The organism is Streptomyces sp. CNB091 (assembly GCF_000377965.1).
Map to the genome: position 1 here is coordinate 609174 of NZ_KB898990.1, position 25604 is coordinate 634777.

General features: G+C 72.9%; 23 protein-coding genes. 10 read left to right on the forward strand and 13 right to left on the reverse strand.

Features of this window, described 5'->3' with window-relative positions:
• Nucleotides 1-59 precede the first annotated feature (59 nt).
• Nucleotides 60-1394, forward strand: coding sequence for an ROK family transcriptional regulator (locus D581_RS0102575; protein WP_026290121.1), 1335 nt, complete (start codon nucleotides 60-62; stop codon nucleotides 1392-1394).
• An 83-nt stretch (nucleotides 1395-1477) separates the two neighbouring features.
• On the opposite strand, the gene D581_RS0102580 is transcribed toward D581_RS0102575, so the two are convergent.
• Both D581_RS0102580 and D581_RS0102585 read right to left on the reverse strand, forming a co-directional pair.
• Nucleotides 1478-1978, reverse strand: a complete 501-nt coding sequence (locus tag D581_RS0102580) for an NUDIX domain-containing protein (RefSeq protein WP_018955666.1) — start codon at nucleotides 1976-1978, stop codon at nucleotides 1478-1480.
• A 61-nt stretch (nucleotides 1979-2039) separates the two neighbouring features.
• Nucleotides 2040-3194 (reverse strand): LacI family DNA-binding transcriptional regulator, encoded by a 1155-nt coding sequence (locus tag D581_RS0102585; protein WP_018955667.1) that lies wholly within the window; start codon nucleotides 3192-3194, stop codon nucleotides 2040-2042.
• A gap of 375 nt (nucleotides 3195-3569) precedes the next feature.
• Between D581_RS0102585 and D581_RS0102590 the strand changes: the two genes are divergently transcribed.
• Entirely contained in the window at nucleotides 3570-4952 is a 1383-nt protein-coding gene (locus D581_RS0102590) for a transglycosylase family protein (protein ID WP_018955668.1), read from the forward strand.
• Here D581_RS0102590 and D581_RS0102595 read toward each other — a convergent pair.
• Nucleotides 4922-6004, reverse strand: a complete 1083-nt coding sequence (locus tag D581_RS0102595; RefSeq protein ID WP_032752509.1) for a DMT family transporter — start codon at nucleotides 6002-6004, stop codon at nucleotides 4922-4924. The genes D581_RS0102590 and D581_RS0102595 overlap by 31 nt on opposite strands.
• A 233-nt stretch (nucleotides 6005-6237) precedes the next feature.
• On the opposite strand from D581_RS0102595, the gene D581_RS0102600 reads away from it, so the two are divergent.
• Nucleotides 6238-6942: a (2Fe-2S)-binding protein gene (locus D581_RS0102600; RefSeq protein WP_018955670.1), complete on the forward strand. Its 705-nt coding sequence runs from the start codon at nucleotides 6238-6240 to the stop codon at nucleotides 6940-6942.
• A gap of 28 nt (nucleotides 6943-6970) precedes the next feature.
• On the opposite strand, the gene D581_RS0102605 is transcribed toward D581_RS0102600, so the two are convergent.
• Together D581_RS0102605 and D581_RS0102610 are read right to left on the reverse strand one after the other, a co-directional pair.
• Nucleotides 6971-7333, reverse strand: coding sequence for an STAS domain-containing protein (locus D581_RS0102605; RefSeq protein ID WP_026290122.1), 363 nt, complete (start codon nucleotides 7331-7333; stop codon nucleotides 6971-6973).
• A gap of 221 nt (nucleotides 7334-7554) precedes the next feature.
• Nucleotides 7555-8070: a MarR family winged helix-turn-helix transcriptional regulator gene (locus D581_RS0102610; RefSeq protein WP_018955672.1), complete on the reverse strand. Its 516-nt coding sequence runs from the start codon at nucleotides 8068-8070 to the stop codon at nucleotides 7555-7557.
• 86 nt (nucleotides 8071-8156) lie between these two features.
• On the opposite strand from D581_RS0102610, the gene D581_RS0102615 reads away from it, so the two are divergent.
• Nucleotides 8157-9338 (forward strand): PP2C family protein-serine/threonine phosphatase, encoded by a 1182-nt coding sequence (locus D581_RS0102615; RefSeq protein WP_018955673.1) that lies wholly within the window; start codon nucleotides 8157-8159, stop codon nucleotides 9336-9338.
• A 245-nt stretch (nucleotides 9339-9583) separates the two neighbouring features.
• On the opposite strand, the gene D581_RS0102625 is transcribed toward D581_RS0102615, so the two are convergent.
• The 5 genes from D581_RS0102625 to D581_RS0102645 form a co-directional block, all read right to left on the reverse strand.
• Nucleotides 9584-10039, reverse strand: coding sequence for an ATP-binding protein (locus D581_RS0102625; RefSeq protein WP_026290123.1), 456 nt, complete (start codon nucleotides 10037-10039; stop codon nucleotides 9584-9586).
• 96 nt (nucleotides 10040-10135) lie between these two features.
• The gene (locus tag D581_RS0102630) at nucleotides 10136-10579 is read right to left on the reverse strand and encodes a response regulator (protein ID WP_018955676.1); all 444 of its coding nucleotides are present in this window, start codon (nucleotides 10577-10579) and stop codon (nucleotides 10136-10138) included.
• Nucleotides 10576-12207, reverse strand: a complete 1632-nt coding sequence (locus D581_RS0102635; protein WP_018955677.1) for a sensor histidine kinase — start codon at nucleotides 12205-12207, stop codon at nucleotides 10576-10578. The genes D581_RS0102630 and D581_RS0102635 overlap by 4 nt, the downstream gene beginning before the upstream one ends.
• Nucleotides 12197-13432, reverse strand: coding sequence for a PP2C family protein-serine/threonine phosphatase (locus tag D581_RS0102640; RefSeq protein WP_018955678.1), 1236 nt, complete (start codon nucleotides 13430-13432; stop codon nucleotides 12197-12199). Before D581_RS0102640 ends, D581_RS0102635 begins: the two co-directional genes overlap by 11 nt.
• 116 nt (nucleotides 13433-13548) lie before the next feature.
• Nucleotides 13549-14451: an RNA polymerase sigma factor SigF gene (locus D581_RS0102645; RefSeq protein ID WP_018955679.1), complete on the reverse strand. Its 903-nt coding sequence runs from the start codon at nucleotides 14449-14451 to the stop codon at nucleotides 13549-13551.
• A gap of 267 nt (nucleotides 14452-14718) precedes the next feature.
• On the opposite strand from D581_RS0102645, the gene D581_RS0102650 reads away from it, so the two are divergent.
• Entirely contained in the window at nucleotides 14719-16203 is a 1485-nt protein-coding gene (locus tag D581_RS0102650) for an SDR family NAD(P)-dependent oxidoreductase (protein ID WP_018955680.1), read from the forward strand.
• Nucleotides 16204-16560: 357 nt separating this feature from the next.
• Nucleotides 16561-16737 carry a hypothetical protein gene (locus tag D581_RS1000000141190; protein ID WP_018955681.1) on the forward strand — a complete coding sequence of 59 codons (177 nt, stop codon included), beginning with the start codon at nucleotides 16561-16563 and terminating at the stop codon, nucleotides 16735-16737.
• A gap of 4 nt (nucleotides 16738-16741) precedes the next feature.
• Here the strand turns inward: D581_RS1000000141190 and D581_RS0102660 are convergent, their stop codons facing one another.
• From D581_RS0102660 to D581_RS0102670, 3 genes are read right to left on the reverse strand one after another with little or no spacing between them, the layout of a single operon-like run.
• The gene (locus D581_RS0102660) at nucleotides 16742-18196 is read right to left on the reverse strand and encodes a lipase maturation factor family protein (RefSeq protein WP_018955682.1); all 1455 of its coding nucleotides are present in this window, start codon (nucleotides 18194-18196) and stop codon (nucleotides 16742-16744) included.
• 57 nt (nucleotides 18197-18253) lie between these two features.
• Nucleotides 18254-18766: a DUF1990 domain-containing protein gene (locus tag D581_RS0102665; RefSeq protein WP_018955683.1), complete on the reverse strand. Its 513-nt coding sequence runs from the start codon at nucleotides 18764-18766 to the stop codon at nucleotides 18254-18256.
• A complete protein-coding gene (locus tag D581_RS0102670) occupies nucleotides 18763-19605 on the reverse strand; it encodes a YndJ family protein (RefSeq protein WP_018955684.1) in 843 nt (280 codons plus the stop codon). The genes D581_RS0102665 and D581_RS0102670 overlap by 4 nt, the downstream gene beginning before the upstream one ends.
• A 222-nt stretch (nucleotides 19606-19827) precedes the next feature.
• On the opposite strand from D581_RS0102670, the gene D581_RS0102675 reads away from it, so the two are divergent.
• The 4 genes from D581_RS0102675 to D581_RS0102690 all read left to right on the forward strand — a co-directional run bounded on the left by D581_RS0102675 (nucleotide 19828) and on the right by D581_RS0102690 (nucleotide 25533).
• Complete coding sequence (locus D581_RS0102675; RefSeq protein ID WP_018955685.1) at nucleotides 19828-20955, forward strand: DUF6777 domain-containing protein; 1128 nt, start codon at nucleotides 19828-19830, stop codon at nucleotides 20953-20955.
• A 125-nt stretch (nucleotides 20956-21080) separates the two neighbouring features.
• Nucleotides 21081-23144, forward strand: coding sequence for a SpoIIE family protein phosphatase (locus D581_RS0102680; RefSeq protein WP_018955686.1), 2064 nt, complete (start codon nucleotides 21081-21083; stop codon nucleotides 23142-23144).
• 124 nt (nucleotides 23145-23268) lie between these two features.
• Nucleotides 23269-24636: a wax ester/triacylglycerol synthase family O-acyltransferase gene (locus D581_RS0102685; RefSeq protein ID WP_018955687.1), complete on the forward strand. Its 1368-nt coding sequence runs from the start codon at nucleotides 23269-23271 to the stop codon at nucleotides 24634-24636.
• 36 nt (nucleotides 24637-24672) lie between these two features.
• Nucleotides 24673-25533 (forward strand): DNA-formamidopyrimidine glycosylase family protein, encoded by an 861-nt coding sequence (locus D581_RS0102690; protein ID WP_018955688.1) that lies wholly within the window; start codon nucleotides 24673-24675, stop codon nucleotides 25531-25533.
• Nucleotides 25534-25604: the final 71 nt, after the last annotated feature.

Genomic DNA, 25604 nt, shown 5'->3' on the forward strand with positions numbered 1-25604 from the left:
GAGAGAAGGTCGCGTCAAGGCCTGGGACCGGGGTATGTTCCTGGACGGGAAGGAGCAACATGGCCGAGCGCAACAGACGGACCGTGCGTGACCTGCGAAGGGGCAATCGAGCGAGGGTATTGCAACGGTTGTATTTCGACGGCCCGCTGAGCCGCCAGGAGCTCGGACCGGTCACGGGGCTGAGTTCAGGTTCCATCAGTAACGTCGTTGCGGAACTCTCCGCCGAGGGACTCCTGGAGGAGGCCGGCGTCGTCGACTCGGACGGCGGTCGCCCCCGTACGCTGCTGCGCGTCGCCCCGGACGGCGGACTGCTCGTCGGCATCGACATCGGCGAGACCCGCGTCCGCGTCGAGCTGTTCGACCTCTCCCTGACCGAACTGGCCCGAACCGAAAGGCTGTTGGCCCAGCACGGCTACGACGTCGACCGCATCGTCGCCCACGTCCGCACCGGCGTGGCGGACGTGCTGCGCGACGCGGGCGCCGACCCGCGCCGGCTGCTCGGCATCGGCATCGGGGTCCCCGGCATCATCGAGCGCGACGGACCCGAGGGGCCCGACGGCTCCCGGAGCGCGGTGGTCCACGGCCAGACCATCGGCTGGCGCGCGGTCCCCTTCGAGCAGTTGCTGCGCGAAGCGGTCGACGTGCCGCCCGAGGTGCCGCTGTTCATCGACAACGGCGCCAAGACGCTCGGCCAGGCCGAGATGTGGTTCGGCGGCGGCCGGGGCGCGGGCGCCGCCGCCATCGCCCTCATCGGCTCGGGCGTGGGCGCCTGCGTCGACCACGGCGACATCCTCGACGAGGACCGCACGAGCCTCGCCCTCGAATGGGGCCACACCACCGTCCAGCTGCGCGGCCGCCGGTGCCGCTGCGGCTCCATCGGCTGCCTGGAGGCGTACGCGGGCGCGGAAGCCCTGCGCGAGCGCTGGCGCGAGGCGGGCGGCCCGCTGCCCGAGGACGCCGACGACGAGACGGCGCTGGCCGCCCTGCTCGCCGCCGCCTACCCGGGAGGCGGCGGCCCCGCCCCGGACCCGGTGGCGCTCTCGCTGCTCGACGAGACGGCCGAATGCCTCGGCGCGGCCCTCGCCGACCTGATCAACCTCTTCCTGCCCGAGCGGATCCTCATCGGCGGCTGGGCGGGCCTGCTCGTCGGCCCCCGTCTGCTGCCCGACATCCGCCGGTACGCGAACGAGTACGCCCTGCGCCACGCGGCGGCCCGCACCACCATCGAGATGGGCCGCCTCGGCCCGGACGCGGTCACCGTGGGCGCCGCGACGCTCCCGCTCGCCGACTTCCTCACCCGGGGCGGCAGCCGCCCCGGGCCGGGCGACTCCGGGGCGCCGCCCCGTACGCCCGTCCAGGCGGTCCGGGAACGCCACCGCACCCCGATGGGCTGAGCGCGGGATGTCCGCGCGGCGCGTCCCCCCGCGCGGGTCGGCCAACGTGTCGCCCGGCCCGCGGGCGGCGTCGCTGCCGCGCCTCAGCGGGCCGGGTCCCGCGCGGGGCCGGGGCTTCCGGCCGCACGGCCCGAGGCCATCCAGCGCGGGTCCACCAGGCCCAGCCAGGCGTCCTGGGCGTCGGCCAGCGGGTGCTTCAGGGGAAGCGGAGCGAACCGGCAGGCGAACCGCATCCCCGCGTCGGACCCGTCGCCGCGGACCCGGTGCTCCCACGCCGGCGGCCCGTCCGAAGGGGCGTCGAGCAGGAGGAAGGTGGTCCGCCGGGGCTGCCCGGTCTCCGGGTGGGGTCGCTCGTCCACCGTGATCCGCCGGACGACGCGGGCCCCGGTCAGCCCGGTCTCCTCGGCGACCTCACGCAGGACGGCCCGCTCCGGATCCTCTCCCGGCGCGACGCCGCCCGCGGGCACCTGGGTGCCGGCCTCGGGACAGTCCGCATGATCGAACACCAGCAGGGCCGGGCAGGGGTGACGCCGGATCACATAGGCGGCGACCCGGAGACGGGGCCCGGTCGGGGGTGAGGTCATACGGGCATCCTCGCCCATGTCCGCGCACCTCCGCCCGCCGGGCCCCGGGGCTCCGCCCGGATCAGGCCGAGCCCCGTACCACCAGCTCCGGTTCGAAGATCACGGAGGTCACCGGAGCGTCCGGCCGGGCCAGTCGGTCCAGCAGGAGGCGCGTCATCTCGGCGGCCATCCCCTCCACCGGCTGACGGACCGTGGTCAGCGGCGGGCGGCAGGCCAGGGCCGCGCTGCTGTCGTCGAAGCCCACCACCGCCACGTTCCCCGGAACCGAGCGGCCGTGCTCCCGCAGGACGTGGCAGGCCCCCAGGGCCATCAGATCGTTGGCGGCGAAGACTCCATCCAGGTCCGGATGGTCCGTGAGCAGCCGCACCATGGCCGTCTCGCCGCTCTCCTGGGTGAACCGGCCCTCGACGACGGGGATGTACGGGTGCCCGTGGCGTGCCAGGGTGTCCCGGAAACCCGTCAGGCGGGCGTGGCCCGCCGGCACGTCCAGCGGGCCGCTGATCGTCGCGATCCGGCGGCAGCCCCGGCCCAGGAGATGCTCGGCCGCCAGCCGCGCGCCGTCCTGGTGCGCCAGGTCGACATAGCTCACCGGGACCGGCCGCGCCGGGCGCGCGTACAGGACGGCCGCCAGGCCGGCGTCCGCGATCAGCCCCGGCAGCGGGTCCTCGGCGTGCGTCGAGACGACCAGGGCCCCGTCCGCACTGCCCTGTCGCAGGTACGCCACCACCTCCTCGCGGGCCCGTGAGGTCTCCGCGAACATCAGCACCGGGTGCATCCCGCGCGGACGCAGGTAGTCGACCACCCCGGTCACCACCCGGCCGAAGAACGGGTCGGCGAACACCTGCGCGGTGAACGAGCCCGAACTCCCGTGGCTGTCCTCGTCCTTCCCGGAGGCCCGGGTTCCGGACCGGAAACCGGGCCCGCCCCCGCCCCCGGGCGCCCCGGTGCCGGCGTCCCGCCGGGCAGCCTCCGGCTCGACGCCCGCGCCCGACACCACCAGGGCGATGGCGTCCGCCCGTCGGGTCACCAGGGACCTGGCCGCCCGGTTGGGGGTGTAGCCCGTCACGGAGACCGCCTGACGCACGGCCTCCTGGATCGCCGGGTCCACATTGCGCACCCCGTTGACGACCCGGGAGACGGTGGCGCGCGAGACGCCGGCCGCCCGCGCCACGTCCTCCAGGGTGGGCGCTCCGGCCGAGCGCGGATCATCCGTCATGAGCGCTTTTATAGCACTGACGGAGAGCGCTCTCCATCGATCTGGTCCAGGCGGGGCGAGGCGAGGAGTCCGGCCGGGGAGCAGCAGGAGGGGCAGCGGGGAACGGACGGGAGCGACGGACGGGGCGGCCGGGACGAACGGGGCGAACGGGGGAGCGGCGGAGCGGCGGAGGGGAGGAACGCGTTCGGGCGAAGCGCGTCGGGCGGGACGCGTTCGAGGGGAATGGGGGTTGAGGTCGGCCGGACGGTCGGGGATCGGAATCCGGCCACGGACCGGCGGAGGGCGGCCGACTATCACGTTTTGCTTGTGATCAGTCACTGTGCGGACCTACGTTGCCCCTTGCGACATGACCCGAAGCCAGTGGGGGAGCCACGTATGGCCGCGAACGGACGGCACCGCAGATACCAGCCGAGCCGGATCAACCGTGCCTCGCTCACGGTGACGGCGAGCGGCGCGGGCATCGCGCTTCCTCTCATCACCGCGGCGTCGGCGGGGGCCGCGCCGGTCGAGGTCTGGGAGAAGGTCGCCGCCTGCGAGTCCAGCGGCGATTGGGACGTCAACACGGGTAACGGCTACTACGGCGGCCTGCAGTTCAGCGGCTCCACCTGGTCGGCCTTCGGCGGCACGCAGTACGCGCCGCGCGCCGACCTCGCCACCCGGGACCAGCAGATCGCCGTCGCGGAGAAGGTGCTGGACGGCCAGGGCCCCGGCGCCTGGCCCACGTGTTCCGTGCCGGCGGGGCTCACCCGGGGCGGGAACGCGCCCGGGGCCGCCCCGGAGTCGGGGACCGACACCCAGAGCGCGGGCAGCCGGACGGTCCGGGCCGCGGCGCCGCAGAGCGCGCCGCCCCGCCAGCCGCGGACCCGTCCCGCCGAGGCGACGCCCACCCATGTGCCGGGCAAGCGCGACTCGTACACCGTCTCCAGCGGCGACTCCCTCTCCGGGATCGCGTCCGCCCAGCGGGTGCGCGGCGGCTGGCAGGGCCTCTACGCGGCCAACCGCACCGTCGTCGGGGGCGACCCGGACCTGATCTTCCCCGGGCAGCGGCTGAGCCTCGACCAGAGCCGGGCGGGGAAGTCGGGGGAGGGGAAGAGCTCCGGACAGCCCGCGCGGACGACCGCCCCGAAGCCCCCGGCGGCGACGCCGGAGGCGAAGAAGGCGGATCAGCGCAAGGCCGAAGCCAAGAACGAAGCACCCGCGCAGGCCGCGCCCAAGAAGGAAGCCCCGAAGCAGCGGGCTCCTGAGAAGGCGGCCCCGAAGCAGCAGGCGCCCAAGAAGGAAGCACCCAAGAAGGAAGCGCCCAAGAAGGAAGCGCCCAAGAAGGAGCAGTCCGCTCCGGAGCGGGCCGTGAAGCACACCGGTTTCAGCGCCCCGGTCTCCGCCGGCACCGGCACTCCCTACCGGCAGGCCGGCGGCTGGTCCAGCGGCTATCACACCGGCGTGGACTTCCCCGTGCCCACCGGGACCTCGGTGAAGTCGGTGGCTCCGGGCCGCGTCGTCTCGGCCGGCTGGGCCGGAGCGTACGGCTACGAGGTCGTCATCCGGCACAGCGACGGCAAGTACAGCCAGTACGCCCATCTCTCCGCGCTCCACGTGCGCGCGGGGCAGTCGGTCTCCGGTGGGCAGCGCATCGCCCGCTCCGGTTCCACGGGCAACAGCACAGGCCCGCACCTGCACTTCGAGATCCGCACGGGCCCCGGCTACGGCTCGGACGTCGACCCGCTCGCCTACCTCCGGGCAGGCGGCGTCAGGGTCTGAACAGTCCGGTCGGAGCGGGAGCGGCGCAGGGTGGCTCCGCCGCGTCGCCCCTGCTTCGTGAGGGGGCCTGGGGTGCCGAACTCCAGCTGCGGCACCGCCTGCCCCGGCGGGAGGGGCGACGGCAGCCGCGTCACGGGGAGCCGCCCCGACGCCGGCTCCGGCACGATCGGGGCCGGCGAGGGAGCAGCCTCCGCCCTGGCGTCCGTACACGGCTCCTGGGCGTGCTCCGTGCGCAGCCGCTCCCGCGTCAGCATGATCAGGCCGCCGGCGGCCAGCGCCCCGCAGGAGAGGGCCAGGACGGTCCCCGGGGCGCCGAGGCGGAAGTGCTCGCCGAACAGCGTGATACCGATCGCGGCGGCCATCACCGGGTTGACCACCGTCACCGTCGCGAGCGGAGCGGTGAGGCCCGCGCCGCGGTAGGCGGCCTGGGAAAGGAACAGGCCCGCCGCCGCGAGCCCGGCGATCACCAGCAGCGGCAGCGCACCCGAGCGCAGCGAACCGGACGTCCACTCCACGGCCACGGTCTTGGTGAACACCGAGGCCATGCCGAACGCCGCACCCGCGCCGGTGGCCAGGACGATGCTGCGCAGGACCGGCCGGCGCAGCGTACGGGCGAGCACGACGAGCGCGCCGACGGCCCCGAACGTCACCGAGGCCAGCAGCGCCTGCTCGGGACCGTTCAGGGTGTGCGGCTCGGCGTTCCCTGTGAGCGCCAGCAGTCCGCCCAGCCCGGCCGTCGCCATCAGGGCGCCGCGCCAGGCCGTCGCCCCCGCCCTCCGCCCGACGAACAGGGCCGCCATCGGCAGGGCGAAGACGATCGTCAGTGCGCCGAGCGGCTGGACCAGGCTGAGCGGACCGTACGCGAGCGCCACCACATGCAGGACCGCACCGGTCCCGTTGAGGAGGACGGCGGCCCACCACACGCCGTTGCGCAGCAGGGCCTGCCACGCGTTGTCACCGGTCGCGGCGACGCGCTCCTGGACGATCGCCCCGGCCGCGTAGGCGACCGCGGAGACCAGTGACAGCAGCACGGACAACGCAAGGGAGCTCATGTACACCACGATGTCCCGTCCGGGGCCCCGCGTCGTCGTCCTTGAGACTGCATTTCGGCCTACTGCCCCAGTAGTACGCCCGACGGACCGACCTCCTCCTCCCGACGGTAGTCCTCTCGTCCCCGGACGTCAGAAGTTCCCGCCCGGCGGATACGGTGAGCGGCGAGGGCGGCACCGCCGTTGGCCGTACGGCAGGTCACGGGAGCGGGCCGGGAACCGAGGGGGAACAGGGCATGGACCTGGTGCTACTGGCGTCGGTCGGGGGATTCTTCGCGCTGCGGACCACTCCGGTGCCGGGCGGCGGCCACCGTCCGCTGGCGGAGTCTTACGCGGGGGACGGCGGCCCTCTCGCCGCGCGTGTCGACAGGGTCGCGGCACGCCTCGCGGCCCCCGAGCGCAGGGTCGCCGCCTCCATCGCCCATCTCGGTCTCGCCGCCCGGCTCTGGTCTCTCGCGCTGGGCCCGGCCGCGCTCTTCGGGCGGATCCCCGCCCTGTCGCCCGACACCCTCCACTGGGACCCGTCGGCCACCTCGCCGGACGACCTGTGGCTCGCGGGGACGGCCGAGCTGCCCGGTACGGCGGCCCGGATCCGCGAGGAGGTCCAGTACGGGCATCTGGACCCGCTGGCCGAGGCGTTCCGCCGCGACGGCGCCATCTCGCCGCAGCTGCTGCGGGGCAACGCGGGGTCCGCGCTCGCCGGAGCCGTGCGCGAACTCGTCGCCTTCGCGCGGGCCCACGACCGGCCGGACGTGGCCGCACGGGCCCGCGCGCTGGCGGTGGAGCTCTTCGACGACGAGGCGCTGCGCCACACCGGGGCCCCGCACGGTCCGGCGTTCCGGCGGCGCAGCTGCTGCCTGTACTGGCGCTGCCCGGGCGGCGGGCTGTGCGGGGACTGCGTGTTCGACCGGGCGCCCGGGCAGCGGGCCGCGGGGCGGTAGCCGTCCCTCAGCTCCTGGACCGGGACCGTCAGGAGGGCAGTGCGGCGTCGATGGCGGCGTCCACCGATGGCAGGACGGGCAGGGCGCTGTCGAGGCCGATCATGTCGATCAGGCGGCGCATGAACGGGGACGGGGCGGCCAGCCGCAGCCGGTCGCCCAGCGCGGTGTGTCCCTGGAGAAGCACGTTCACCGTCGTCGAGTCCGCGAAACCGACGCCGGAGAGGTCCACGACGACCGGGCCGGAGCCGTCGCCGACTGCCGAGGTCAGGGCGAGGCCCAACGGTGCGACGCTGTCGATATCGAGGTCACCCGACACGGTGAGGACCAGAGCGTCCCGCTCCTGCCGAGTGGTGATTCTGACGGCTCTGTCTTCGTTGGGCGATGAAAGCACGGAAGGCACCTCGGGCGGATCGGAAGGGCGGAGAGCCGTGTCGCCGGACGGGCCGACATGGTTCCGTCCCTGGTCGGGGCGGGGTACGGGGTAACGATAGAAGTAACAGTTGCCATTTGACAACATTCTCCATCGGGTAACAATCTGATCCCCGACGGTAGCTCGGCCGGCCTGCCGAAGGGCGGAGAACCGATGGACGCGGAAGCAGGAGCTGGATGGAGCTAGGCGCTGTCCGCGACATCATCGCGGAGTGGGGAGACGGCCGTATCCCTTCGCGGGGAAAGGCGCTCCGAAGCGGCCGCGTGGAAGGCCGCGAGGCCCTCGGCGAGGGCGGCGAGGGCGGCGGGATCCATACGCTCCAGCACGGCGTTCAGTTCGCCGGCGCGCAGGGCCCGGTACTCTTCCAGAAGGGTGCGACCACGCATACTCAGCCGCAGTTCCACTTCGCGGCGGCTGGTCGGGCTGGGTGCCCGCTGGACCAGCCCCATCGCCTCCATCCGGTCGCAGAGCCTGCTGACGGACGGGGCACGCGAGCCCAGGGCTTCACCCAGCGCCCGCATATTGGTGCCCTCCTGCTTCTCGATCACGAGCAGGGCCCGAAGCTGGGAGGGCGATACGGTTCCCGAAGCGGCGGATTCCTGGCCCCTGCCCCACAGCACCTCCAGCAGCTCCGAGGCCGCGACGGCGTCGGCGGACGCCTGTTCGCGACTGCTCGGGCGGAATCCTCGGTGGGGCATTCAGCCACTGTGTCACCCGTCAGGCCTGCTTGTCAGCCCGGCCCCGCTCCCTACCACGTCGCAGGACGAAGATTGCGCGAGAGACCGTGAACAGAAGAACGGACATCGAGGCCGCCGTACGAGCCGCCGCGCCGCACGCCCTGCTGGCCACCCTGCGCACCAAGCTCAGCAGCGCCTACGGGGCCCTCGCGGTCGAGCTCCACCTCGCCGACTACAGTCTGCGAGTCCTCAAATCCCTGGACCGGCCCGATGACGACAGCGAGCCGCTGTCCCTCCACAACAGCCCCGAGGGCCGGGCGTTCGGCAGCCAGGAGCCCCGCGAACAGCAGGTCCGGCACGACGACGCCGTCGACCACCACCTGCCCGTGACCGTACGGGGCGAACGGCTCGGCATCCTCACCGTCCGGCTGCCCCAGGCCCTTTCCACCCCGGAGCTGGTCGGCGAGCTGACCCACATGGCGGACCTGCTGGGCCACGAGATCCTCGTCGCCGAACGGGACACCGACCTGTACCAGCGCGCCCGGCGCACCACCCGCCTCACCCTTGCCGCCGAGATGCAGTGGCAGCTGCTGCCCGCCCGCGCCTGCACCGCAGCCGAGTTCGCGATCGGGGCCCAGCTGGAGCCCGCGTACGCCATCCACGGCGACAACTTCGACTGGGCCGCCGACGCCGACGAGCTCACCCTCGCGGTGACCAACGGCATGGGCGAGGGCATACAGGCCTCCCTCCTCACCAATCTCGCCGTCAACGCCCTGCGCAACGCCCGCCGGGCCGGCATCGGCATCGCGGACCAGGCGGCCCTCGCCGACCAGGCGCTCTACGACCAGCACCGCGGCGCGTCCTATGTCTCCACCCTGCTGCTCCGCTTCGAGCTGGCGACGGGGAGGGTCGGCGTCGTCGACGCGGGATCGCCGCAGCTGTGGATGCAGCGCGGCCGGGAGGTCCGCCGGATCGAACTGGAAGCACAGCTGCCGCTCGGGATGTTCGAGGAGTCGCAGTACACGGTCCAGGAGTTCCACGTGGAGCCCGGCGACCGGCTGCTGCTGCTCAGTGACGGCGTCTACGAGGCCGTGTCGCCGCTCGGCGAGGCGTACGGGGAACGCGCGCTGGCCCGCGCCATCCAGTCGACCCGGCTGCTTCCGGCCGCCACCGTTCCGCGCGCGATGCTCGGCGAACTGGCGGAGTACCGGGGCACGGAGACGCTCGACGACGCACTGGTGCTGTGCCTGGACTGGTTCGGCCGGCCGGAGGGCCGGGGCGTGGCCTGAGCCGCCTCGGAGAAGGTCTCCCGCGCCGGCGAGTCCGCGCGCCGTAGATCCGTTGTCCTTACGGCGAGCCGCTGAACTGCTGGGTCACCATCAGGCTCCCCCGTCCGACGTACACGGTCAGCTTCGTCACGTGCCCGGCACCTTGGTGGGCGTCGCGGCCCTGGACCTCCAACGAACACCTGGTGGAGGTCGAGGCCACCGCCGTGCTCGACGCCTGAGGGCCGCCGGCCGGGCTCAGGCGCTGCTCAGGTGCTGAGCTGGAACTCCGCCCGGATCCGCTTCCCCACCGGCACCCGCTCGGCCGTGAGCCGGTCGCACAGGGCCACCACGATCTCCATGCCGTGACCGCCGAGGCGGGACGGGTCCGGGGCGTACAGCACGGGCATCGCGGTGCTGCTGTCGTACACCGTGACGCTGATGAGCCGCGCGTTGCCCTCCAACTCCAGGAGATAGGGACCGTGGCTGTAGCGGTCGGCGTTGGTGACCAGCTCGCTCACGGCCAGCATCAGGTCGCTGCGCGTGTGCTCGCCGATCGGGGCGAGGCACTCCACGGAGAGTCGCGTCAGGAAGCGGTCGGCGAGCGCACGCGCCAGCGCGATGCAGCCCGGCTCGCCGTCGAAGACCTCGGCGCTGAGCAGTACCTCGGCGGAAGCCGGCCCCTGACCCGGGTCTTCCGGTGGGGAGGTGACCTGTTCGTTCATGTGCTCCAGCCAGGGCGCCGCAGTGAGGTCGGAGACCTTTTCCGCCAATCGTCTACCCCTGGCGAACGATCCCACTCCAGGAGATCCGGACCGATCCTACGCACGTCCGGGCAGCCGCACCACGGTCACGAAGAACTCGTCGATCTGGCGCACCGCGGCGATGAACTGGTCGAGGTCCACCGGCTTCGTCACGTACGCGTTGGCGTGCAGTTTGTAGCTGCGCAGGATGTCCTCCTCGGCCGAGGACGTGGTGAGCACGACCACGGGGATGAGGGCGAGTTCGGGGTCGCCCTTGATCTGTTCCAGAACCTGTCGGCCGTCGTACTTGGGCAGGTTCAGATCCAGCAGCACCAGGTCCGGGCGGGGGGCCTCGGTGTACTCGCCGCGCCGGTAGAGGAAGTCCAGCGCCTCCTGTCCGTCGCGCACGACGTGCAGGGTGTTGCGGATCTTGTTGTCCTCAAAGGCCTCACGGGTCATCAGCTCGTCGCCGGGGTCGTCCTCGACGAGCAGGACCTCGATGGGCTGGACAGGGGTGTTCACGCAGGATCTCCCGGCTGGCTGGTGAGCTGGGCGGGAGCGAGCAGCTCCGCCGTGGTGTGTGTGGGCGCCTCGGGCGCCACGGGCAGGGTGAAGTGGATACGGGTGCCCTCGCCCGGTTCGGTCTCCAGCCAGATCCGGCCACCGTGGAACTCGATGATCTTCCGGCAGAGCGCGAGGCCGATGCCCGTGCCCTCGTACTCGTCACGGGCGTGCAGCCGCTGGAAGATGACGAACACCTTGTCCGCGAACTCGGGCGCGATCCCGATCCCGTTGTCCGACACCGTCAGGTGCCAGTCCTCGTCCTCGCGTACGCAGGCGACCGAGATCCGGCAGGGGACGCCCTCCCGGCGGAACTTCACCGCGTTGCCGACGAGGTTCTGCCAGACCATGGTGAGCGCGGTCGCGTCCCCGAGCAGTTCGGGCAGGGAATCCGGCCGCTCGACCACCGCCCCCGACTCCTCGACCGCGAGGGTCAGATTGCCCAGGGCGCGGTCCAGGGCCCGGCCCAGATCGACCGGTTTCCAGCTCTCCTGCACCCGGCCCACCCGCGAGAACGTCAGCAGATCGTTGATGAGGACCTGCATCCGCTTGGCGCCGTCCACCGCGAAGGCGATGTACTGCTTGCCGCGCTCGTCGAGCTCCTCGCCGTACCGCTTCTCCAGGAGCTGGCAGAAGGACGCGACCTTGCGCAGCGGCTCCTGGAGGTCGTGCGAGGCGACGTACGCGAACTGCTCCAGCTCCGAATTGGAACGCCGCAACTCCTCCGTCTGCTCCGCGAGCAGGGCCTCGCGGCTCTGCGCCTCGGCCAGCTCGTCAGCCAGCCGCCGGCGCATGTCCTCCACGGCCCAGGCCACGGCCTGGACGTCGGACGGCCCCTTGATCTCGATCCGCGTTCCGAAGGCCCCCGCCCTGACACGGTCGGACGCGGCGCGCAGCCGGTTCAGCGGGACGCCCACCACCCGGTGGAGCAGCAGGCTCAGCGCCGCGACGGTAGCCACGAAGACGGTGACCAGCGCGACCCCCACCCGATCGCGGGTGGTGCGCGCCGCCCCGAGGTCGGCGCGCGCCTGGTCGCGGGCCTCGGCGAGATGCCCCTGCTGGGCGCCGTACGCCTGCCGCAGCTGGTCGAAGTCCGCCTTGCTGCGCTGCAACTGAGCGGAGGTGGCGGCCTCGCTAGGCCCCTGTTCCCGGACCGTCGCGATCAGCGGTTCGGCCTTGCTGCGCCGCCACTTCTCGGCGGCGGAGCCGATGGCGTCGAGGTCGTCGGCGTACCGGCTGCCGGGGCCCACCAGCCGCCGCACCTGTGCGAGGCGCTCCTGCTCGGCGGCCTTCCCGGCCTCGTAGGGTTCGAGGAAGGAGTCGTCGCCGGTCAGCACGAACCCCCTGATCCCGGTCTCCTGGTCGAGCAGGGAGTTCTGGAGCTGGAAGGACGCGGATCTGGCGGGCTGGATGCGGTCCACCAGCTCGGTCGTGCGGTCGGAGATCCGGGCCATCACCAGCCCGCCGATCACCAGACAGGCGCAGACGACCACGATGAATCCGCCGAGTATGAGATGGACCCAGTTCTGCACCGACAGCCGCGCGGCCAGGCCGCCCGGCGCGGGCTTCTTCGTCAGGTCACCGCTCATCGGATTCCGCTCCCCAGCCCAGATGCAGTACGGCCACATCGTCCGCGAGGCCGCCGTACGGGGCGGCCCCCTCCGTGGCCCCCGCGACGAGGGCGTCGATGAACGAGCGGGCCGGCAGGTGCCCGTTGGCCCGCGCCATCGCGAGCAGCCCTTCCTCGCCGAGGCGGCTGTCGGGGCCGTCGCGCCCCTCGAAGAGCCCGTCCGTGAAGAGTACGAGACCCGCACCGGGCGTCAGCGGGATGTCGACCGTCGGCCACCGGCCGGCCCCGGGCAGCAGCCCGAGCGCCATGCCGCCCTCGGGCTCGACCCAGGTCACGTCCGTGCCCTCACGCAGCAGCAGGCCGGGGTGACCGGCCCGCAGGACCTGCGCGTGCCGCTGCCCGGGTGGGAACGCCAGCGAGGTGACGGTGGCGAACACGTGCGAGTCCGAGCGCTCGGCGACCAGGATCTCCTCCAGCAGGGCTATCTGCTCGGGGTGGGACGTACCGCACAGCACGGCGGTGCGCCAGGCCACCCGCAGACACACACCGAGCGCGGCCTCGGCGGCCCCGTGCCCGGAGACATCGCCGATCACCGCGTGCACCGTGCCGTCCGCGGTCTGCACGACGTCGTAGAAGTCACCGCTCAACAGCCCGTGGACCCGCCCCGGCTCGTAGCGGGCGCGCGCCCGGAAGCGGTCGTCCCGCAGCAGGGGGACGGGCAGCAGCCCGCGCTCCAGCCGGGCGTTCTCCTGGGCGATCAACCGGTTGGCGCGCAGCGCGGCGGCGGCCCGTTCCACTTCCTTGCGCTGCAGGGCGTAGCGGACCGCGCGCGAGAGCACCTCCGGGCCCAGGCGGCCCTTGACCAGGTAGTCCTGGGCGCCACCGGCGACCGCGCGGAGCCCGGTGCCGGACTCCTCCAGGCCGGTGAGGACGACGATCGCGGCGTCGCTGTCGGACTCCAGGATCTGGCGCACGGCGTCCAGGCCGTGGACGTCCGGGAGGTGCAGGTCCAGGAGCACGCACACCGGGGTGGTGGCCGCGCTCAGGAAGGCGCGCGCCTCGGCCAGGGTCTTGCACCAGGTGAGGGCGGAATCCAGCTCGCTGTCGGTGAGCATCTCCTCGACGAGCAGCGCGTCACCCGCGTCGTCCTCCACGAGCAGGATCGACGCGTTCAGACTCCACAGCGGAGCCTCGATGTGCTCCGAGGCCCCGACCTGCTGGGAGGGAATTCCGGAGATGCCCACAGGAATCGGCGCTGTGCCCACGGGCGACTCGGTCAACCCTCCACCCCCTCGTCCGACGGCGCGGTTCGTCCGGCCTGCTCGTCAGGAAGCATAAGCGAGCGAGGGACCCGGCAGCCTCACGCCTCGACGCTCATCCCCTTGCGCAGCTGCTGGACGATCCTGCTGAGCAGCCGCGACACATGCATCTGGGACACGCCGAGCTCCGCGCCGATCTGCGACTGCGTCATCTCCGCACCGAAGCGCATCTGCACGATCCGGCGCTCCCGGTCGTCGAGCCGGTCGAGCAGCGGAGCCAGGGTGTGCAGGTTCTCGACGGTCTCCATGCCCGGATCCGCCTCGCCGAGGACATCGGCGTACGCCCGCTGCTCCTGGCCCGAGTCGCTGTCCGCGGAGGGGGTGTCGAGGGAACCGGCGGAGTAGCCGTTGGCGGCCACGAGCCCCTCGATGATCTCCTCCTCGGAGAGGTCGAGGTGGGCGGCCAGCTCCCTGACGGTGGGGTCGCGGTCGAGCTCCGCGGAGAGCTGCTCCTTCGCCTGGGCGAGGGCCACCCGCAGCTCCTGGAGCCGCCGCGGCACATGTACGGACCAGGTGGTGTCGCGGAAGAAACGCTTGATCTCCCCGACGATGTAGGGCACGGCGAAGGTCGCGAACTCGACCTCGCGCGACAGGTCGAACCGGTCGATCGCCTTGATCAGGCCGATCGTGCCGACCTGGATGATGTCCTCGGTGTCGTCGCCGCCGCGGTTGCGGAACCGGGAGGCGGCGAAGCGCACCAGGGAGAGGTTCATCTCGATCAGGGTGTTGCGCGCGTACTGGTGCTCATGGGTGCCCTCCTCCAGGACCTGGAGCCGGTCGAAGAAGATCTTCGACAGGGCCCGCGCGTCCTGCGGGGCGATCTTGCCGGCGTCCTCGACCCACGGCAGCTCTCCGCTGGTGACGTCCGCCGTCCGCGCGCCGGTCCGGCTGTCGCTGTCGCTCAGCGTCGTCGTTCCGGTGGCTCGCGCTGACATCGCCGTCATGGTGTCGCCCTCCCTGCTGCCCAATGTTTCGGACGGTCGTCTGCCCGGTCCTCGCGAAGTCATGCGTCCCTGATTCCGCTTTTTCTCGCAGGGCTCTCCCGCGGCCCTCCGCCGGAGTCCTCCCCCACGCCTCTCCGCAGGGGCCGCTCGTACGCCGCCCGTACTCCACTCGAACAGAGCAGTGGCCCGCGCATGGCAAACTTGGGCGGGGTGTTTCGGCCTGCGGTGATCCACGATCCGCGGCGAGAAGATGACAGAGGAACGGCAATGACGGTGACAGAGGACAGCCCGGAGCTCGCTCCCGGAATCGAGGAGTTCGGTCCCGGCATCGACCCGGAGCGGCTGGCCGTCTGCCTGAGCGTGCTCGACGAGCTCGACCGGATCGAGGTGGACCACCCGGACGCCATCGCGGTCCGCCGCGCCACCGCCGGGATCTACCGCACCGTGAAGCAGCGCCGCCGCCAGGAGCGCCGGGCCGCGAAGACCGCCCACGACCGGGCCGTCACCGAGGCCACGGCGACCGGCTCGGCCGAGCGCATCGACGACGAGACGCAGGGCGTGCTGCCCTCCTCCTCCGCCCGGGCCGAGATCGCGGGCGTCCTCCAGCGGCCCCGGTCCTGCTACATCTGCAAGACGCGGTACGTCGAGGTCGACGCCTTCTACCACCAGCTCTGCCAGTCGTGCGCCAAGGAGAACCGCTCCCGCCGCGATGCCCGCACCGACCTGACCGGACGCCGGGCGCTGCTCACCGGCGGCCGGGCGAAGATCGGCATGTACATCGCGCTGCGGCTGCTGCGCGACGGCGCGCACACCACCATCACCACCCGCTTCCCCAACGACGCGATCCGCCGCTTCAAGGCGATGGAGGACAGCGACGAGTGGATCCACCGGCTGAAGATCGTCGGCATCGACCTCCGCGACCCGGCCCAGGTCGTCGCGCTGGCCGACTCGGTCGCCGCCGAGGGCCCGCTGGACATCCTGATCAACAACGCGGCCCAGACCGTGCGCCGCTCCCCGGGCGCCTACAGCGAGCTGGTCAACGCCGAGTCGGCCCCGCTGCCCGCGGGCGAACTGCCCGCCGCCGAGGTCATCGGCACCTTCGGCAGCGGCACGGTCGACCGGGTCGCTGCTCTGCCCGCCGCCCGCAAGGAGGGGCTCAGCGCCCAGGAGGTCACGGACCTCGCCCTGGTCACCGGCTCCGCCTCGCCGGCCCGGATCGCCGCGGGCACCGCGATCGACGCGGGCGGCCTCGTCCCCGACCTGCACGACACCAACAGCTGGGTCCAGACGGTCGAGGACGTCGAGCCGATCGAGCTCCTCGAAGTCCAGCTCTGCAACTCCACCGCGCCGTTCATCCTGATCAGCAGGTTGCGCCCGGCGATGGCGGCGACCGCCGCGACCCACGCGTATGTGGTCAACGTCTCGGCGATGGAGGGCGTCTTCAGCCGCGGCTACAAGGGCGCCGGCCACCCGCACACCAACATGGCCAAGGCCGCGCTCAACATGCTGACGCGCACCAGCGCCCAGGAGATGTTCGAGAAGGACGGCATCCTGATGACCGCCGTGGACACCGGCTGGATCACCGACGAGCGCCCGCACCCGGACAAGATGCGCCTCGCCGAGGAGGGCTTCCACGCCCCCCTCGACCTGGTCGACGGCGCGGCCCGGGTCTATGACCCGATCGTGCGCGGTGAGGGCGGCGAGGCCCTCTACGGCTGCTTCCTCAAGGACTACGCCCCCGCCAACTGGTAACCCGAACGGCGCAACCGGCCCGTCGGCCCCGTGCGACGGCCGAGAACCCGGCCCAGGATGTTTCCCGGGCCGGGTTCTCGCTGTACCCGGTGGCCGAAAGTGACCTACCGCACACGTTCTATCGAGCGCGGTGGTGCTCATTTGGTTAGGCTGAGGCGAACGGACGTCATCGAAGGGCCCACGAAGGTTCCTCGACCGTCCTGGGACATGGTCGGTAACCCGGCCGCTGTTCCGCCCCGAACCGGCGCCACCGCGACCGACATATCCCATCCCTGCCCCGCGCGGGGCGGTCGCGCCCCGGCATCGCCGCCGGGGCGACGGCGGCGCCCCGGGCGACGCGACACGAAGGAGTGCGCGGTGACGACACCGGAACTGACCGAGCGCGACATGCGCCCCACCGAACGGAACGCGGGGCGGCCGGGCCGCCCCGAGAAGCTGCGGAACATCGAGGTCTGGGCCAGGTCCGCCCCGATCCGGCTGGCCGGATACGAGGACGACCTCGCCGAGCCGCACATCCTGCCCGGCATCGACTGACCGCTCAGCGAGTCCCGCGGCCCGTCTCCCCGCCCTCCCGCTCCGGCGGCAGCGGTCGGGAGACGGGCCGCAGGAATTCCCGGACATAGGTGCGGTGCCACCAGCAACCGGTGGCCCGCAGCTCCCGCAGCCCGGTGAACCGGTAGCGGAACACCCGGGCGCGCACCTGCCGGGGCGGTCCGTCGGGGAACGGGTTGTGCCCGAGCAGCCGGAGCGTGTCCCGGTCGCCGTCGAGCAGCCGCTCGGCGAAGGGCCCGAACCAGGGGCGGGCGTACGCGGGGGAGAGTGCCGCGAACCACATCATCCAGTCGAGCCGCAGATGGTACGGGGCGAACAGACGCGGCAGCCTCCGTGGATCGCCCGGCTTGCCGCGGAAGCCGTACTCCCGCCACTCGGCCCCTTCGCGCCCCACCGGATCGGCGCTGCCCTCCACCACGACCTCCAGCCGCATCCGGCTGATGGAGCCGAACGCCCCGTAGGTGTTGACCAGGTGCAGGGGATCGTAGGACCGGTTCATCGCCTGCCGCCGCGAGAGCAGGTTGCGCACCGGGCGGTAGCTGAGCACGAGGACCAGGGCGGTCACCGCGATGACCACCACCTCGTACCAGAGGGGCGGCGAGACCTGGGCGGGCGGCGGCCCGGCGAGAGGGGTCCAGTCGATCGCGGAGAGCGCCAGCGCGATGGTGAGCCAGTTCAGCCAGGCGAAGTTCCCCGACAGGACGAGCCAGAGCTGGGTGAGGATCATCAGGCCGGCCGCCGCGCTCGCCACCGGCTGCGGGGTGAACAGCAGGAAGGGCACCAGCAGCTGGGTCACGTGGTTGGCGGCGACCTCCACCCGGTGCACCGGCTTCGGCAGATGGTGGAAGAACCAGCTCAGCGGCCCCGGCATCGGCTGCGTCTCGTGGTGGTGGTCCAGGCAGGTCAGCTCCCGCCAGCACGCGTCCCCGCGCATCTTGATCAGCCCCGCGCCGAACTCCACCCGGAAGAGCACCCACCGCAGCAGCCACAGCACGAGCACCGGCGCGGCCGTGTCCCCGGTGCCGAGGAAGACCGCCAGGAACCCTGTCTCCATTAGCAGCGACTCCCAGCCGAATCCGTACCAGACCTGCCCCACCTGGACGATCGACAGATACAGCGCCCACGGCAGCGCCCAGAGCAGCATGCCGCCCCACAGCGGCAGCAGCCCGTCGAGACCGGCGATCAGGGCCACCGAGACGGCGCAGCCGCTCCAGGCGACGACGGCGAAGAAGCGGTCCGAGTAGTGCAGCCGGAAGAGCCCCGGAGCGGCCCGCCAGGGCGTGCGCCGCAGCAGCTCGGGGACGGGCAGCATGCCGCGCTCGCCGATCAGCGCCCGGAACTGGAGCGCGGCGGAGAGGAAGGCGACCAGATAGACCCCGGCCAGAGCCCGCTGGAAGATCAGCCGGCTCAGCCAGGAGCCGTCCGCGGTGAACCAATCCATCCCTGCCAGTATCGGCCAGGGCGCGGCCCGGGGTCCTGCCGGTCGGGGCCGGGCGGGTCAGCTCGCGGCGACGATCCGGCGCAGAGTACGGCCGAGCCTGCGCGCGTACCAGTGCTGAACCAGGGGCACCAGCGGTCCGGCGAGCCGGGCGTACCAGGACGCGGGGCGCGAGAACGCCAGCACCGTGAACCACACGGTGCCGTCGTCCGCGAGGTCCACCACGAAGCACTCCTCGCCGCGCTCCGGATGCCCGGCGAGGGTGCCGTAGCCGAAGCCGGTGCGGCCGTCCTCCTCGTACGCCGTCCAGATCACCTCGCAGGGCGCCGTGAAGCGCAGCGGCCCGAGGCCCAGGGAGACCCGGACGCTGCCGCCCGGCTCCGCGCGCCGCGCCGGGGCCTCCACCCGCGCGCCCGAGGCGCGGTGCATCCGCCACTCGGTCACCGCCGCCCCGGCGGCCGCGAAGTCCGCCGCGCCCCGGCCGATCCGGGTGCGGTGGTGGAGGTGGTGGTAGCCCCGGGGGAGCGGGCCGAGGCGGGTCGCGCCGACCTCCGGGTAGGTGAGGGTGCTCATGCGGTCCTGCCTCCGGTGCGGTCGGGTCCTTCGGTGCGGATGCGCCGCCAGGCCAGCAGCGAGCAGAGCGCGAAGCCCAGCGCGTTGCCCAGGCCATGGGTGGCAGCCATCCAGGTCAGGGTGGGGTGGGGCAGTCCGGTCGCCTGGCCGAGCGCCCAGCTGAGCGCGAGCAGCATCGTCGCCACCAGGACGGCGGCGGAGGCGAGCAGCAGGAGCCGGGTCGTCCGGTCCCGGCCGCCGGCGCGCCCCATGCGCCAGGTCAGCAGGCCGACCGTCCACATGCCGGCCGTGAGGACGAGGGCCCCGGCGAGCTCGGCCCAGTCGCCGATGAAGTACCCGACGAGGACGAGCAGGGTGCCCAGCGGCACGCTCAGCGCGGCGAAGCGGCCCGCAGGGCCGTCGGAGACCCGGCAGACCAGCCCGGCGATCAGGGCGGCGGCGAATCCGGCGAAGTGGAAGTGCGGCACGGTCAGCGCCAGGATGCCGAGGTCGAACCCGAACAGCTCGTGCCCCGACCGTTCGGCGACCAGGGCGACCGCGGCGACGGCCGGGGTGACCAGCGCGGTGAGCAGCGCGATCCCCGCCGGGTCGAGGTCCCGGCCACGGACCGCCCGGCGCGGGGCGTGCAGGGCGAGCAGGGCGGCTCCCAGTGCGTAGCAGCAGGCGAGCGCCGTGGCCGCGGTGGAGCGCGGCAGCCAGAGGGCGACGGCGCCCGGCACGGCGAACAGTGGCCAGAGCCGCCGGATCCGGTCCAGCTCCCGCTGTTCGGTCAGCCGCAGCCCCGTCGGCACGACGACGAGCATGCCCAGCATCACGATGGCGTTGACCAGTGCGGACATGGCTTCCTCCTGCTTTGAAGGCCTTGCTTTGAAGGTCTTGCTTCGAACGCCCTGCTGTGAACGCCCTGCTTTGAACGTGTTCAAGTTCCGGGAGTGAGAGTAGAGGGTTTATTGAACATGTTCAAGAAGGGGGTGTGGCCGGCTGTCCGCTTGCGGGACCGCGCTCGGTGCGGCACAGATGGTGACACCCATCCGTGCCCCAGGGACAGGCAGGAGAGCTCTGTGCGCTCACCCAGACGTAACCGGCGTACCGCGCTCGCCGCGCTGTCCGCCGGAGTGCTCTTCGCCGTCGCCGGCTGCGGAGGCGACGACGACCGTACGGCGAAGGGCACCACGGGCACCGCGGACGCCAAGGACGTCCTCCTCCAGCCGCTCGCCTCCCCCGGCCCCGGCCCGTTCACCGCCTCCACGGCGCGGGCGACGGCCTCCCCGTCCCCCACCGGCGCGCCGGACGACGAACCGCCCTCCGCCACCCGGACGGTCCATCCGGTCTCCGGAGCCGTACCGGGGCTCTACGGCGGCACCCGGTCGGTCGCCGCCTGCGACGTGGAGCAGCAGACCTCCCTCCTGGCCGACGACGAGGACAAGGCGCGCGCCTTCGCCGACGCGTCCGGCATCGAGGCCGTGCAGATCCCGGGCTACCTGAAGTCCCTCACCCCGGTCGTCCTGCGTGCCGACGCCCAGGTCACCAACCACGGCTACAGCGCAGGCTCGGCCACCGCCTTCCAGGCCGTGCTCCAGGCGGGCACCGCCGTCCTGGTCGACAGCCGGGGGATGCCCCGCGTCCGTTGCGCCTGCGGCAACCCGCTGGCCCCGCCCGTGGTCGCCGACGGGAAGGTCGCCCACCGGGGGGAGCGCTGGCCCGGCTACGATCCCGCGCGCATCGTGGCCGTCGAGCCCGGCGTCAAGGCGGCCACGAGCCTGATCATCGTGAACGCCGACGACAACACCTGGATCGAGCGGGCCATGGGTGACAGTGGCGGCCGCGACCGCACCCCGGCCGACCCGCCCCCCTACGAGCCCGACGCCGACCTGCTCTTCCCGTCGCCGGGCCGCCCCTCCGAATCCGCGCCCCCGGACACCGCCCCGTCCGAGCCGGCCCCCTCCGAGCCGGCGGAGCCCACGGACCCCGGACCCCCGGTGCCGTCCGACGACTTCGGTGACACACCGCCCGGGGAGCCGTGGGAGTACGAGGAGGAGGGCGACCCGGACGTCGCGCCGGAGCCGACCCAGGTCTTCCCCGCCGAGCCGGACGAGCCCGCGGGGCCTGACGGTCCCCTTGAGCCGGAAGCGCCCGCCGAGCCGGACGTGCCCATGGAAGCGGGCCTCGACGACGTGTTCGCCGGCTGACGGGACCGGGCGCCAGGGGCTGAGTGGCCTGTCGGCGGAGCCCGTAAGGCGCCGCCCCGGCCCCGTACGGAACCGTCGACTAATCGGACGAGAAGAATCGGATAAATGGTGGCAGAGTGGCCCACATGGATGATCGGGTAGCGGGTGCCCTGTCACTCCCCGACGACTGGCCCGCCCACCCGGACCTCAGCCTCGCCCTGAACCGTATGGGCAGCTTCGACTGGGATCTCGACACCGGCCTCATGCACATGGACCGGGCCGCCCTCGACGTGTTCGACCTGACCGCGGACGAGTACGACGGCCGGCCGGCCTCGCTGGCGCCGCGCGTGCCGACGGACGAGGCCCAGCGTCTGGACGGGCTGGTCTCGCACGCCCTGAAGAGCGGGCGCACCGAGTACGGCGCCTACTTCCGCATCCAGCGCCGCGACGGCACGCTGCGCTGGACCCACACCCAGGGTTTCGTCCGCCGGGACGGCACCGGCCGCCCGCACCGCATCATCGGGATCGTCCGCGACGCCACCCAGGAACTGGCCGACTCCACCGCCCGGCGCGAGCTGGACGAGGATCGCCGCCGGCGCACCAGCCTGGTCGAGGGCACCACCGCCGCGCTGGCCCACGCCCGTACGGTCAAGGACGTCATCGCCGTCCTCAAGAACTCCCAGGGGCTCGCCCACCTCGGGGCCACCAGCCTCGTCATGGGCCTGCTGGAGTCCGGCCGCATCCACCTCGTGGCCGACGGCCCCGAGGGCGCGTACGTCCCCGGCACCCGGTACACCCGGGTGGACGAGCAGTACCCGATGAGCGAAGTGGTGCGGACCCTGGCCCCCCGCTTCATCGAGTCCGCCGACGACTTCGCCGCCTCCTACCCGATCCTGTGGCGGAACATCAGCCACCTCGGGATCACCTCCGCCGCCTACATGCCGCTGATCGCGCAGGCCCGCCCGATCGGCGCCCTCGGCCTCCTCTACCGGGACAAGGGAGGCTTCACCGCCGACGAACGCAATCTGCTGATGGCGCTCGGCACCTCGATCGCCCAGAGCCTCCAGCGCGCGATGCTCTACGAACAGGACCACGACCTCGCCGAGGGCCTCCAGCAGGCGATGCTGCCGCGCAGGATCCCGGCCGTGCCCGGGGCGCAGGTCGCCGTCCGCTACCGCTCGGCCCGCCTCGGCCGCGACATCGGCGGCGACTGGTACGACCTGATCCCGCTGCCCGGCGGCCGGGTCGGCGCCGTCATCGGGGACGTCCAGGGTCACGACACCCACGCGGCCGCCGTCATGGGGCAGCTCCGGATCGTCCTGCGCGCGTACGCCGCCGAGGGGCACAGCCCCGCCACGGTCATGGCGCGCGCCTCCGTCTTCCTCCACGAACTGGACACCGACCGCTTCGCCACCTGCACCTACGCCGAGGTCGACCTCACCACCGGCGTCGTCCAGCTGGTCCGCGCCGGACACGTCGACCCGCTGGTGCGGGATGTCGACGGCAGCTGTCGCAGGATGCCGTCCGAGGGCGGGCTGCCGCTCGGCCTCTCGGCGGAGTTCGGCCGGCTGGAGTACCCGGTCGGCACGGTCGAACTGGACCCCGGCCAGACGATGGTCCTGTTCACCGACGGCCTCGTCGAGCTGCCGGGCCTCGACCTCGACGAAGGCATGCAGCACCTCACCGCCCTCGTCACCAACGGCCCCCAGGACCTGCAGAAGCTGGCCGACCGGCTCTGCGACGCCGTCGACGAGCGCGGTGGCCAGGACGACGTCGCGGTCCTGCTGCTGCGCCGCCGCGCCGCGCACGCCCCGCAGCCGGGCGGCCGGCTCCAGCAGCACGTCGCCCAGAACGACCCCGAGGCGCTGAGTTCGTCCCGGCACATGATCCGGGCCGCGGTTCGGGCCTGGGGAGCGAAGGACCGGGCCGACGAGATCGAACTCGCGGCCGACGAGCTGATCACCAACGCGCTCATGCACACCGACGGCGGCGCCGTCGTGACGATCCGGGTGCTCGCCGGAACCGAGCGACGACTGCGCGTCGACGTCGAGGACCGCTCCAGCGCACTGCCCCGGCGCCGCGACGCGGGGGAGTCGGGAGTGTCGGGACGCGGCCTGATGCTGGTCGACCGGCTGGCCGACGTCTGGGGCGTGGAATCCCGTGGCAGCGGCAAGTGCGTGTGGTGCGAGTTCCTCATTCCGGCCCGCTGAACCGCACACCGAGACGTAACCGTACGTAACATGTCTGTACTTGACCGTAATCGACCGCGAACGATTGACTGCGCGGGACCGGCCGCACCCCGGCCCTGCCGCCTTCGACGACATGAGGCCCCCGTTGGGTACCGAGCTCCTCGCCCCGCTCGATCTTGCTTTCTGGCACCTCGAATCGGACGCCCACCCCATGCACCTCGGCGCGCTCGCCGTCTTCGCGCCGGCGCCCGGCGCCGCCCCGGAGCGGATCCTCGACCTGCTCGGCACCCGCGCCGCCGCGATCCCCCGGCTGCGCATGTGCGTACGGGACGTCCTGCTGCCGGTCGGCGGCAAGGCCTGGACCGTGGACAAGGACTTCGACGTGCACCGGCACGTCCAGCGCGTCGTCGTGGACGACGGCGACTTCATGGCGGAGGCCGGCCGGCTGGCCGGCGAACTGATGGAGCGACCACTCGGGCGCGGGCTGCCGCCCTGGCGCATGTATCTCATCGGCGGCGCGGCGGGCGGCCACTTCGCCGTCCTGGTCAAGCTGCACCACGCGCTGGCCGACGGGATGCGGGCGGTCGCCATCGGCGCCGGGATCTTCGACGAGATCGCCGCCGTCACCAGCGCCCGCACCGCTGCCCGGGGCCGCCCCGCCGTCCCGCCCCGCTCCTGGCTGCCCGACCCCCGGGAGATGGCGGGCATGGCACTCGGCCGGATCGGCCAGGTCGGCCGGGCGCTCGGCGTGGGGGCCTCCGTCGTCCGCGCGGGCCGCCTCGACCTGCGCTCCACGACCGCCTTCACCGCACCCTCCAGCGGCACCCGCCGCCTGGCCACCGCCGACCTCGACGCCGGGGACCTCCAGCGGATCCGGCGCGCCGAGGGCGGCACCGCCAACGACATCCTCCTCGCCGTCGTCGCCGGTGCGCTGCGCCGCTGGATGGCCGGGCGCGGCGAACCGCTGTCCGCCGCCGACCCGCGCGCCCTGGTCCCCGTCTCCCGCCGCCGGTCCGGTGGCGCCTCCGCCACCGGCAACCGGCTCTCCGCCTATCTGCTCGACCTGCCGGTCGCCGAGGCCGACCCGCGCGGGCGGCTCCGGGCGGTCCGGACGGCGATGGACCGCAACAAGGCGGCCGGCCCCCTGAGGGGCGCCGGAGCCGTCGCCGTACTGGCCGACCAACTGCCCCCGCTGGCACACCGGTTCGGCGCACCACTGGCGGCCAACGCCGCCCGCGTGCTCTTCGACGTGCTGGTCACCAACGTGCCGCTGCCCCGCTCCGCGCTCTCGCTGGGCGGCTGCCGGCTGACCGCCCTCTACCCCATGGCCCCGCTGGCCCGGGGCCAGTCCCTGGCGGTGGCCCTGACCACCTACGGCGGCCGGGTGCACGTGGGACTGGTCGCCGACGGCAAGGCGCTGCCCGACCTCGACCGGCTCGCCGCCGCGGTCGAGGAGGAGTTCACGGAGCTGGGCGCCGCCATCACCGGCACGGAACGCGCACCGGTGTCCTGACAGGCAGCCGCCCACCGGCTGCGGCAGTCTGGAGCCATGCCCGAACTGCCCGAAGTCGAAGCCCTGCGGGTCTTCCTCGACGACCACCTCGTCGGCAAGGAGATCGCCCGCGTCCTCCCGCTGGCGATCAGCGTCCTGAAGACGTACGACCCGCCGCTGACCGCCCTCGAGGGCACGGCCGTCACCTCGGTCGCCCGCCACGGCAAGTTCCTCGACATCGAGGCGGGCGGCCTCCACCTGTGCACCCACCTGGCCCGGGCCGGCTGGCTCCGCTGGAAGGACTCCTTCCCGGCCGCCCCGCCCCGCCCCGGCAAGGGACCCCTCGCCCTGCGCCTGATCACCGCCGACGGCGACGGCTTCGACCTCACCGAGATGGGCACCAAGAAACGCCTCTCCGTCCACCTCGTCCACGACCCCATGGACGTCCCCGGCATCGCCCGCCTCGGCCCGGACCCGCTCGCCGACGCCTTCGACCGCGACGCGTTCGCCGCGCTCCTCGCCGGGGAGCGCCGCCAGATCAAGGGCGCGCTGCGCGACCAGTCGCTCATCGCGGGCGTCGGCAACGCCTACAGCGACGAGATCCTGCACGTCGCGAAGATGTCCCCGTTCAAACGGACCGCCGACCTCGGCGAGGACGACGTCACCCGCCTGTACACCGCGCTGCGCACCACGCTCAACGACGCCGTGACCCGCTCCAGCGGGGTGGAGGCCGGAAAGCTCAAGACCGAGAAGAAGACCGGGATGCGGGTCCACGGGCGCACCGGGGAGGCCTGCCCCGTCTGCGGCGACACCATCCTGGAGGTCTCCTTCAGCGACTCCTCGCTCCAGTACTGCCCCACCTGCCAGACCGGCGGGAAGCCGCTCGCGGACCGCAGGCTCTCCAAGTTCCTGAAGTGAGTCCGTGTTGCCGCGTGCCGCGTGCCGCGTGCCGCGTGCCGCGTGCCGCGTGCCGCGTGCCGCGTGCCGCG

What these genes read in the sequence shown, in the direction of transcription:
- D581_RS0102670 (WP_018955684.1), bottom strand. Translation starts at nt 19,605, where the DNA reads ATGTCCGCACTGGTCAACGCCATCGTGATGCTGGGCATGCTCGTCGTC.
- D581_RS0102645 (WP_018955679.1), bottom strand. Translation starts at nt 14,451, where the DNA reads ATGACGGCGATGTCAGCGCGAGCCACCGGAACGACGACGCTGAGCGAC.
- D581_RS0102660 (WP_018955682.1), bottom strand. Translation starts at nt 18,196, where the DNA reads ATGGATTGGTTCACCGCGGACGGCTCCTGGCTGAGCCGGCTGATCTTC.
- D581_RS0102625 (WP_026290123.1), bottom strand. Translation starts at nt 10,039, where the DNA reads ATGAACGAACAGGTCACCTCCCCACCGGAAGACCCGGGTCAGGGGCCG.
- D581_RS0102600 (WP_018955670.1), top strand. Translation starts at nt 6,238, where the DNA reads ATGGACCTGGTGCTACTGGCGTCGGTCGGGGGATTCTTCGCGCTGCGG.
- D581_RS0102590 (WP_018955668.1), top strand. Translation starts at nt 3,570, where the DNA reads ATGGCCGCGAACGGACGGCACCGCAGATACCAGCCGAGCCGGATCAAC.
- D581_RS0102650 (WP_018955680.1), top strand. Translation starts at nt 14,719, where the DNA reads ATGACGGTGACAGAGGACAGCCCGGAGCTCGCTCCCGGAATCGAGGAG.
- D581_RS0102610 (WP_018955672.1), bottom strand. Translation starts at nt 8,070, where the DNA reads ATGCCCCACCGAGGATTCCGCCCGAGCAGTCGCGAACAGGCGTCCGCC.
- D581_RS0102580 (WP_018955666.1), bottom strand. Translation starts at nt 1,978, where the DNA reads ATGACCTCACCCCCGACCGGGCCCCGTCTCCGGGTCGCCGCCTATGTG.
- D581_RS0102575 (WP_026290121.1), top strand. Translation starts at nt 60, where the DNA reads ATGGCCGAGCGCAACAGACGGACCGTGCGTGACCTGCGAAGGGGCAAT.
- D581_RS0102585 (WP_018955667.1), bottom strand. Translation starts at nt 3,194, where the DNA reads ATGACGGATGATCCGCGCTCGGCCGGAGCGCCCACCCTGGAGGACGTG.
- D581_RS0102690 (WP_018955688.1), top strand. Translation starts at nt 24,673, where the DNA reads ATGCCCGAACTGCCCGAAGTCGAAGCCCTGCGGGTCTTCCTCGACGAC.
- D581_RS0102635 (WP_018955677.1), bottom strand. Translation starts at nt 12,207, where the DNA reads ATGAGCGGTGACCTGACGAAGAAGCCCGCGCCGGGCGGCCTGGCCGCG.
- D581_RS0102595 (WP_032752509.1), bottom strand. Translation starts at nt 6,004, where the DNA reads ATGAGCTCCCTTGCGTTGTCCGTGCTGCTGTCACTGGTCTCCGCGGTC.
- D581_RS0102665 (WP_018955683.1), bottom strand. Translation starts at nt 18,766, where the DNA reads ATGAGCACCCTCACCTACCCGGAGGTCGGCGCGACCCGCCTCGGCCCG.
- D581_RS0102680 (WP_018955686.1), top strand. Translation starts at nt 21,081, where the DNA reads ATGGATGATCGGGTAGCGGGTGCCCTGTCACTCCCCGACGACTGGCCC.